The sequence below is a fragment of the Flavobacterium sp. genome, assembly GCF_031423415.1.
GTDB lineage: Bacteria > Bacteroidota > Bacteroidia > Flavobacteriales > Flavobacteriaceae > Flavobacterium.
On sequence record NZ_JANPFL010000179.1, the window covers coordinates 1 to 9,477 of the forward strand.

The following is a 9,477-nucleotide window of genomic DNA, read 5'->3' on the forward strand; positions in this document are numbered from 1 at the left end:
TACAATTTTAAGCTCCGATTCAACCAAATCAAGGAACAAATTGTTTTTTGGCTTAATTATTTGTTCAACTTCTATCCTGAAAATAATATTCCTATTTTTGTGGAAATTAAAAATAGCTCTTTTTAAGGGTTGACTAATTATATTTTACAATAGCATTAATGTTTTTATTTTAAATGAATTAGACCATTTTAAAATTTCATTTAAGTTTATTATTTAATAGGTATTTTCCTTTTAGAATTTGAATTAATATGGTTTCAGTGCTATAAAAAGCGTGAGTTACTGCAACTCACGCTTTTCTATTTAACCTATTATAAGAAATGAATTAATAATCTTATTTTGGAAGTAACACATCCCCAATCACGTGAATTATTCCGTTAGATGTAAGTATTGACGCCAGGATTTCGGAACCGTTTACAAATGTTTTATCGCCTTTTTTAGTGATTTTTACTTTTCCGCCATAAACCATATCAAACTCTTGTCCGTCTTGCATATATTCTGTTTTCAAGGTGCCAACATAAGTATGGTAACCCAAAATATTTTCTAAATCGCCTTTTTTCTCTGGCTTCAATAAGCCTTCTACTGTTCCTGCAGGAAGTTTGTCGAACGCGGCATTGGTTGGCGCAAAAACGGTAAATGGTCCTGCATTGCTCAAAGATCTAACCAAGTCAGCAGCTTTTAAAGCAGCAACTAATGTAGTATGGTCTTTGCTTCCGGAGGCAACCTGAACGATGTTTGGTGCAGAGTTTTCATCTACAACTGCTTCTTGCCCTGATGTGGTTGATTCGGTGTTTTCGGTTGTGGTTTCTGGCGTTGCTTCACTATTTTTCTTGCATCCAAATGCGGTAAATAGAAAAGCAACTAATAACAAGTGAATTGTTTTTTTCATAATGGTTGTTCTTTAGTTTTATAAGACAAAGCACTTGAATTTCAAACATTTATTTTATGAGTGTAATCATAAAGGAGGATTATTTTTCGCTTTTTTTATAGAATATCGAGCCGTGATTCCAATTCCAATAAATAAAATAATAGCTACACCAAAAAGGATTTCATTCACAAACGGAATGATGGTATAACTAAATGATGCAATACCTTGAACAGCCAAAACAATTTCGTTTAATAATACTCCAATAGTAAACAGGAATAAACCATATTTTAAATTTTTAGAAATTAAAATTAAATGATTGACATAGATATAAAACAATAAAAACAAAGTAATTATTCCCAATAAAATGAGGTGCAAATAGGCAATAACGATGGGTCTAAATCCAAAAGCAAGTTGGCTGATAATGGGTACAGTAGAACCCAATTGAAGCAGTAATTTGACACTCAAAGCAAAACTGACAAACAGCAAGACATAACGCAATAAAGGAGCATAATTTTCCAAAACATTTCTCCTTGTTTTTAATAAAATCGCGAGAAGTTTGAACCAAGTAAAAACTTGGATTATCGCAGCAAGCACCGTAACTACATAAAGCCAAAGAGGTAAATCTAACCAAAGAGTTGATAAAAAATACGCAGGAATACAAGCTATTGTAAATAACCGAAATGAAGTTTCATAAAAGGAATGTTCTGATTTTCGGAGGTTCAAAAAACCAAAAGCCAATCCCATACAAGCAAAGAAAAACCAACCGTTGTATTGAAAATGCAAATAATAATATATCGACGAAAGATACCAATCCTGAACCACATTTTTGCTCGCCATCATATATGCTAAATAAAACGTACCCACAGACGAAATTACATTGAAAAACAGCGCAGCTTTAAACCAGCTTTTCGCCAACAAATCATCATTCAATAATTTTAAATCCTTGACAAATCGATAGGCAAAAATATAAGAAACTAATATGGAACCTGTAGAAAGTACTATGGAAACTACACCGTAGCCTTCGATAATAAAGGAAACAAGCATTCCATAAGAGCAAATCAAGTTGGTAATAATGATTTTTTTGTATTTATTTCCTTGAAAATCAGTGATTTTTGTTTGAATGAAATACACCATCAACACCATTAAAGTATGGCCCAACCATCCAGCAAAAGCAAAATGAGAGTGGGAGTGCTGCAAATGTTTTTGGTCTAAATACGGAAATTCAAAACCTATTTTATACCGCATCAATACACCAATAACTGCTACGATACAGAGGTTTAATAACGAAATTTTCAACCAGAATTTTGTATGCAAAGCCATTAATAATATATTTTGTGGTGGATAATATCTACTTTCTTAGCCTCGTGCATTTTTGCAAATACTCGAATAACTGTTTCCACTCTCAATCCCGTATAATTGGCAATTTCTTGACGAGTGTAAGGAATAAGTATTTTATCATTTGTACATCCAGATTTTTTCTTGAACGAATTTAAAAAGGCGATGATTCTAAATTCAGGTTTTTGATTGATAATTTCTTTAGAAGTCTTAGATTTGGAATGAATTTTTTGCGCAAATAAAATCAAAAAATATTTTTGAATTGACGGATATTCATCTAGAATTTTTAAAAATTTATCCTTTGACAACTTTAATATTGTACTGTCTAGAATTGTTATTGCTTTAGAAGGATAGGTGTCATTAATAAATAAAGGAGGTTCACCAAAACCATCTCCATTACAAAAAATGCCCTGAGTAAACTCCTTTCCTTCATCATTAGAATTATATAATCTGACGCTTCCTTCTAAGATTTGATAGTAAAAATTGGCTGTTTCATCTTCATCAAAAATAATTTCATTTTTCTTGTATTTTTTAGCCACAGCTCCCCAAGAGTAAAGTAAATCTAAATCTATCTGCATAACTGATTTCTAACAATTTATGTATTTTTTCGCAAATTACTTGGCAAATACAAATTATGGCCATAAATTTAAGTTGCATAAAGTTAGTTAAAATATGACCACAATCATAAGAATAATTTTAAATGTAGTCCTGTATTTGCAAAGTGAGAAAAGATACTATTCCTATTGACGCTGTTTATTATGGTTAAACCGGTGCTTTCAGTCCTAGACTAAGTGGTTAGTTATGAATATATTTCTAAAGTGCTTTCTGTAAATAAAGCCAAACCTAAATTGAAATGCAACACTACCTGTTATTTGATGAAAGAACTCGCCACAACATCTGATCCCGATGCTTCGGGAGTAGAAATATTAATTTAATTGCGTCCCTTAATTCTCATTATTAATTTTCACAAAACCACCGCGATTTTCATCTCTATCTATGGATTGATGAACAATTAAGGTTCCAATAGTTATCAAATTTTGCAGTTCACACAGATCTGCATTAATTTGATGCTTTTCTATTTTTTCTTCGATTTCATTTTTCCAAAGACTGAGTTTTTCCTGAGCTTTAAGTAAATCAGCATCGTTTCTAACAATTCCAGCGTTTTGACGCATCAAAAGTTGTAGTTCCGCTTTTCTTTTGGAAACATAATCTGGATTGATTGCTGGTTTTGGAACTAATTTCCAATTGGTAACTTTGCCTTCCAATTGATTTTTATTGAAAGTAGTATTGGCCAAATATTTAAAAATTTTATCCGAATACACTAAGGCTTCTAATAAAGAATTGGATGCCAATCTATTTGCGCCGTGCAAACCAGTTCTAGAACATTCACCACAGGCAAATAAATTTTCAACAGAAGTTTTCCCGGTTTTATCAACCACAATTCCACCACAAAGATAATGTTGTGCAGGAACTACAGGAATCCAATCTTTAGACAAATCTATTCCAAGGCTTTTGCAGTGTTTATAAATCATTGGGAAATGTTTGATAAATTCCTCCATATCCAAATGAGAACAATCGAGATAAACGCAATCGTCACCAGATTTTTTGATTTCTAAATCGATGCATTGAGAAACAATATCACGTGAAGCCAAATCTCCACGGGAATCATAATCGGGCATAAAACGATGACCGTTTTTGGTACGCAAATGTGCCCCAAAACCACGAACCGCTTCCGAAATTAAGAAAGAAGTTCCAGTAGAAGCATCGTACAAAGCCGTAGGATGAAATTGTATAAATTCCATTTCTTTTATGATTGCTTTGGCCCTGTACGCCATAGCAATTCCGTCGCCAGTGGCAATCACTGGATTTGTGGTATGACCATAAAGATGACCAATTCCGCCAGTAGCAAGCAACGTAAAATCAGACTGAAATGTTAGAATTTCATTCGTTTTTTCATCTAAAACGTAAGCTCCCAAACAGCGATTGTTTGCAGTAATTAAATCAATAGCTAAATGATAATCTAAAACAAGAATGTTTTCTTTTTGATGAACTTGATGCGAAATCGCACGCTGAATTTCTTGACCTGTTTGGTCTTTATGATGCACCACTCTGTTTTCTGAATGGCCACCTTCTTTGCCTAAATCTAAAGTACCTTTGGTATTTTTATCAAATTTTGCTCCCCATTCAATTAGTTCTTTCAACCGTTTTGGACCTTCAGTAATAACCATTCTCACTACTTCCTCATCACACAAACTATCTCCACAAATTAGGGTGTCTTCAATGTGTTTTTCGTAGGAATCCACAATTTTGTCGGTAACAATAGCTATTCCGCCTTGAGCATATTTGGTATTGGATTCGTCGGCATTGGCTTTGGTTACAATCGTGACTTTTTTATCTGGAAATTGCTCGGCCATTTTCAGGGCAAAGGTCAATCCGGCAACGCCAGAACCAATAATTAAGTAGTTTGTTTGGATCATTTATTTAGATAATTCGAGCATTCTTTCAATAGGTACTAAAGCTTTTTTCATAATATCATCAGGAACCGAAATTTCAGGCGTTTCATTTAATAAACAATCATACAATTTCTGTAAAGTATTCATTTTCATATAACCACACTCGCTGCAAGCACAAGTATTGTCTTCGTTTGAAGGAGCTGGAATTAATATTTTATCTGGAACTTCTTGTTTCATTTTATGAAGAATTCCCGCTTCTGTAGCTACAATAAATTTGTTGCTGGGATTTGTTTTTACATAATTTATCATCCCAGCCGTAGAGCCAATATAGTTGGCAGTTTTTAGAATATGCGTCTCCGATTCGGGATGCGCAATAATCTGAGCATCTGGATTTTTTTTGTACAAGGCAATGAGTTTATCCAATGAAAAAGCTTCGTGAACTACACAAGCACCGTCCCACAGCAACATTTCTCTTCCTGTTTGTTCCATTACATATTTACCTAGATTTTTATCTGGAGCGAATATTATGGGTTTGTCTTTTGGAATGGAGTTTACGATTTTAACAGCATTTGCAGATGTTACTACAATGTCAGTTAAGGCTTTCACCTCCGCCGAACAATTCACATAAGTGATGACAATATGGTCGGGATGCGCCTCGGTAAATTTCTGGAATAAATCCGCTGGGCAGGATTCAGCAAGGGAACAACCTGCTTTCAAATCGGGAAGAAGTACTTTTTTGGTTGGGTTTAATATTTTTGCAGTTTCGGCCATAAAGTGCACTCCTGCAAACACAATAATATCGGCATCTACTTTCATTGCTTCTTGTGATAATCCAAGGCTATCACCCACATAATCTGCTACATCCTGAATATCGGCCTCTTGGTAATAGTGCGCTAAAATAACTGCGTTTTTCTCTTTTTTTAGATCTAATATTCGTTCTTTAAGACTTTTCATTCTCAAATCAATTTTAATTTCTTTTATAGAATATATTTTCACAAATATACACTTATTTAAAAAACAAAAAACCCAAATAGCACTGTGTTTTTAGCGATTTAAACAGTAATTGGCATTATTCTAACTCAAAAGTAGTACAAAGCTCTTGGAACATATGATAATTATCAGGTAATGTATAAATTTCTTTCTCGAAATTTGCTAATTATATAGTAAACAAATTATTTTAATAAACGATGACAAACAAACAGTTACATACTTTTCATATTCCGGTGATGGGATTGGCTTTTACAATTGATAGCCCAATTCGAGTAGCGAAATACGGAATTTCCTCAGTTATTGCTCTTGCCGATGATGAGCTTATTGAAAAAATGAGAGCTTTTTACAGCGAGAAATTCGATGTTCCCTATCAAGAAATTACCAAGAAAATTCATGATTATCGAGCTCAACGAATTACTTCTTATTTGAACTTAGTCGATACAATTGTAAAGGAAAAATTCGAAAATTTCAAGGCAGAATTATCAGAAAGTAAACATGCATTAGAAAATTATATCGCCATGTTGCCTAACAAATCTGAGATTAAAAAAGGATTAGAACATTTATTAGAAGACGGAATTCCGTGGAAAGAAAACGTTAAAAAATATGTCGAAGAAAATCTTTATCCAGGAGAAATCGATGTAAATATAATGACCAAACTTGATAAGGAAAATTTCGTTAAAAACGAACAATTGCCTATAGAGTTTAATGATGCTCATGCTGCTCTTCGTGGTTTTGCAAATAGCAATTTGACTTCATCAATTGTTTTATCTGCGGGAATGAATCCAAGGTTATTTGCTTATTTCGAAAGTTTTCCTTGCTTTTTTCCAGATGCAAACAACTATTTGGAAAAGAAAATTATTCTGAAAGTAAGTGATTATCGTTCGGCAATGATTCAAGGAAATTTCTTGGCTAAAAAAGGACTTTGGGTTTCAGAATACCGCATTGAATCGGGGTTGAATTGTGGTGGACATGCTTTTGCAACCGATGGTTTTTTATTGGGACCGATTTTAGAAGAATTCAAACATAAAAAAGAGCAATTAATTCAATCGGCACACGATATTATGGTTAAGGCGTTGGCAAATAAGGGAATGCACATTCCTGAAAAGCCTTTGGATTTAAAAATTACTGTTCAAGGTGGAGTAGGTACTGCGGAAGAACACGTTTTTATGTTAGATTATTACAATGTAGATGCTGTCGGTTGGGGAACACCATTTTTATTGGTTCCAGAAGCTACTTCTGTAGATTCAGAAACTCGTGAATTGTTGAAAAATGCCAGAGAAAAAGATTTGTATTTGAGTCATATTTCGCCGTTAGGAGTTCCATTTAATACAGTTAGAGGAACTTCTAACGAAATGTTCAAACAACTCCGAATTAATAACGATAAAGCAGGAAGTTCTTGTCCCAAAAAGTTTTTGGCTTTAAGCAAAGAGTTTGGTCCAGAAGGAATTTGTACTTCTTCGAAAAAATATCAGGACGTTAAATTAGACGAGCTTGACGAAATAAAAGAGACTTTAACTCAGGAAGCTTTCGATAAAATGAAATTCGATATTACCGAAAAAGCTTGTCTTTGTGTGGGTCTTGCCAATGCGGCTTATATTGAAAACGACATTGAGATGAAGGGGCAATCGCAAGGCGTAATTATTTGTCCTGGACCAAATTTAGCCTATTTTGACAAGGAAGTTTCACTCTCTGAAATGGTGCGACATATTTATGGTAATTTCAATGTAATGACGGATCCAAACAGACGGAATTTATTTGTCAAAGAGTTGAAAATGTACATCGATTATTTGAAAAATGACATCAAATACATGTCGAGTGAAATTAATGCTTCGCAGTTGAAAAAATTAAAAGCCTTTAAAAGTAATTTATTAGAAGGTATTGCCTTTTACCAGAACTTTTTTGCAAACACTCATTATTTCGAAAAAAGCAGTATTGAAATTCAAAACCAATTGCAGTATTTTACGAAAGAATTACATGGAGTAGAAGTGCCAGAATTAGTGGTGGCATAAAATAACTTTGTATTTAAAAGAGCTCGCTTAATTTTTAGGCGAGCTTTTTTAATTTTAAGCTTTTAAAATAGTCCAAATCACTACTTCTTTACAACTGATTTCAATAAGTCTTTAATAGTTTCCTCTGATTAATGGGTATCAAGCTCGTGTGCCTTTTCGTTGGCCATAGACGGAAAGTTGGAAAACCTCTATGTACTTGATGCCATTTTGCCAACTTATCAAATCACGAAGAATACTATTAAATTGTTTTTTGTAAAGGTTATTAGGTACAAAGTAAAATTAAAAAAAAAGCTCCTATTTATAAATAAATTACTATTTGACTAGCTGTATATTGAATCGCTCTCTGAACATAATAGTGCACTTTAAGGATAAATCCTATATGTATTTCCAAGATTTTCTTTAGATTCATGACTTTTAATTTTTAACTATTTTTAAACAGTAAGGGCCAATTGAAAAATGATTCATTAGTTATTCAAAAGTACTCCTGTTGGTTTCATAAAGCATTACATAATTTTATACAGGAATTGTATTATTCACGGATTTATGATTCTTGCGTCAGATAGTTGTCTAAAAAATTATTTAGTATTTCAATGTATGTAAATTTCAGATTATCAGTAAAAAGTATTTTATTTGTCATATAAGTAATAGCAACTATCAATAAATGAATATATTTGATAAAAATTAGTTCAAGAAATTCTCTTGACTCAAAACGTTTTATGATATTTAACGATTTACAAATCCTCGAAAAACTTAAAGAAGGAGATCCGTTGGCATACAATCAATTGTTTGATAAGTATTACATGCCATTATGTGTTTATAGTTTAAAATATTGTGACTCGTTTCCCTTGGCCGAAGATATTGTTCAGGATTTATTTGTAAAAATTTGGGACGAAAAATTATATATGAAATTTGATAATCCCGTAAGTCCATATCTTTTTAAGTCTGTAAGAAATAACACCCTGCAGGTTCTTAAAAAAGAATCGAAGTATCAGTTCGATGATATCGAAAAGATGGTCAACAATTTAATGGAAGAGGAACCATTAGACTTTGCTACTTTAGAGGAGGAAAAAAAGAAATTGTTTGACCAAGTAGAGGCTTTACCTGAAAAAAGCAAAGAGGTTTTTAAAGCCATTGTGTTGGAAAACATGAAGTATAAAGAGGTGGCAGAACATCTTGATATTTCAGTTAACACCGTAAAAACGCATTATGCTAGAGCTCTAAAACAACTTCGTTTTAAACTAGACATAATTATAATGTTGATGATGGTTTAAAAAAAAGTTAATTTCTTGTCACCCATTTTTGGTATTTGTTTATATTCATAATATAAGACATCAAAAATGAGTAAAATAAACACCCATATTTTAAAACTTATTTCGCTATATACTTCTAAAGAAATAAGCGAAGCGGAGTTTAACGAGCTAAAGGAATGGTTAAAAGAAGCACCTGAAAATAAAGTCATCCTTGAGGAATTTCTATTGCTTTATAAAAAATCAAGAAAAATAGCATTTGCGAATTCTATCGATAAAGACAAGGCTTGGAATGCAATTGTTTCTAAATTAGAAAATCCTTTAGAAAAAATCTCTACGCAAAAAAAGTCCAAAGTTTTTTCACTAAACAATCGTTGGTTCAAATACGCTGCTGCTGCAATTCTAATTGGAATAATAACTACAACTTATATATTTAGAAACATTGTTGTCCGATAAAAGTAAATAAAAAAGAAGCCATAAAAATGGCTTCTCAATTAAAATCGTAATTTGGTTTTGCAAAAGACAAAAAACGATGAGTAAAAGTAATTATTTTTCTAGTAAATCTGTTTTCGGACAGC

The 9,477-nt window shown here is 32.6% G+C and carries 8 protein-coding genes; 3 read left to right on the forward strand and 5 right to left on the reverse strand.

Annotated elements, in window-relative coordinates; translation table 11 throughout:
- Positions 1–331 precede the first annotated feature (331 nt).
- From RMO83_RS15030 to nadA, 5 genes are all read right to left on the reverse strand, one after another.
- Complete coding sequence (locus RMO83_RS15030; RefSeq protein ID WP_310560516.1) at positions 332–886, reverse strand: fasciclin domain-containing protein; 555 nt, start codon at positions 884–886, stop codon at positions 332–334.
- Positions 887–952: 66 nt separating this feature from the next.
- Positions 953–2,185 (reverse strand): hypothetical protein, encoded by a 1,233-nt coding sequence (locus RMO83_RS15035; RefSeq protein ID WP_310560517.1) that lies wholly within the window; start codon positions 2,183–2,185, stop codon positions 953–955.
- On the reverse strand, positions 2,185–2,778 hold the full coding sequence (locus RMO83_RS15040; RefSeq protein ID WP_310560518.1) for a Crp/Fnr family transcriptional regulator: 594 nt from the start codon (positions 2,776–2,778) through the stop codon (positions 2,185–2,187). Before RMO83_RS15040 ends, RMO83_RS15035 begins: the two co-directional genes overlap by 1 nt.
- 366 nt (positions 2,779–3,144) lie before the next feature.
- Positions 3,145–4,677: an L-aspartate oxidase gene (gene nadB / locus RMO83_RS15045; protein ID WP_310560519.1), complete on the reverse strand. Its 1,533-nt coding sequence runs from the start codon at positions 4,675–4,677 to the stop codon at positions 3,145–3,147.
- Positions 4,678–5,607, reverse strand: a complete 930-nt coding sequence (gene nadA, locus RMO83_RS15050) for a quinolinate synthase NadA (protein ID WP_310560520.1) — start codon at positions 5,605–5,607, stop codon at positions 4,678–4,680.
- A 233-nt stretch (positions 5,608–5,840) separates the two neighbouring features.
- Here nadA and RMO83_RS15055 point away from each other — a divergent pair, with 233 nt between their 5' ends.
- The 3 genes from RMO83_RS15055 to RMO83_RS15065 all read left to right on the forward strand — a co-directional run bounded on the left by RMO83_RS15055 (position 5,841) and on the right by RMO83_RS15065 (position 9,355).
- Positions 5,841–7,652, forward strand: coding sequence for a hypothetical protein (locus RMO83_RS15055; protein ID WP_310560521.1), 1,812 nt, complete (start codon positions 5,841–5,843; stop codon positions 7,650–7,652).
- Between the two features lie 716 nt (positions 7,653–8,368).
- On the forward strand, positions 8,369–8,923 hold the full coding sequence (locus RMO83_RS15060) for an RNA polymerase sigma-70 factor (RefSeq protein ID WP_310560522.1): 555 nt from the start codon (positions 8,369–8,371) through the stop codon (positions 8,921–8,923).
- Between the two features lie 66 nt (positions 8,924–8,989).
- Entirely contained in the window at positions 8,990–9,355 is a 366-nt protein-coding gene (locus RMO83_RS15065; RefSeq protein WP_310560523.1) for a hypothetical protein, read from the forward strand.
- Positions 9,356–9,477 lie beyond the last annotated feature (122 nt).

Coding starts and splice junctions, on each gene's coding strand:
- nadB (WP_310560519.1), bottom strand. CDS start 4,677: ATGATCCAAACAAACTACTTAATTATTGGTTCTGGCGTTGCCGGATTG.
- RMO83_RS15055 (WP_310560521.1), top strand. CDS start 5,841: ATGACAAACAAACAGTTACATACTTTTCATATTCCGGTGATGGGATTG.
- RMO83_RS15060 (WP_310560522.1), top strand. CDS start 8,369: ATGATATTTAACGATTTACAAATCCTCGAAAAACTTAAAGAAGGAGAT.
- nadA (WP_310560520.1), bottom strand. CDS start 5,607: ATGAAAAGTCTTAAAGAACGAATATTAGATCTAAAAAAAGAGAAAAAC.
- RMO83_RS15035 (WP_310560517.1), bottom strand. CDS start 2,185: ATGGCTTTGCATACAAAATTCTGGTTGAAAATTTCGTTATTAAACCTC.
- RMO83_RS15065 (WP_310560523.1), top strand. CDS start 8,990: ATGAGTAAAATAAACACCCATATTTTAAAACTTATTTCGCTATATACT.
- RMO83_RS15040 (WP_310560518.1), bottom strand. CDS start 2,778: ATGCAGATAGATTTAGATTTACTTTACTCTTGGGGAGCTGTGGCTAAA.
- RMO83_RS15030 (WP_310560516.1), bottom strand. CDS start 886: ATGAAAAAAACAATTCACTTGTTATTAGTTGCTTTTCTATTTACCGCA.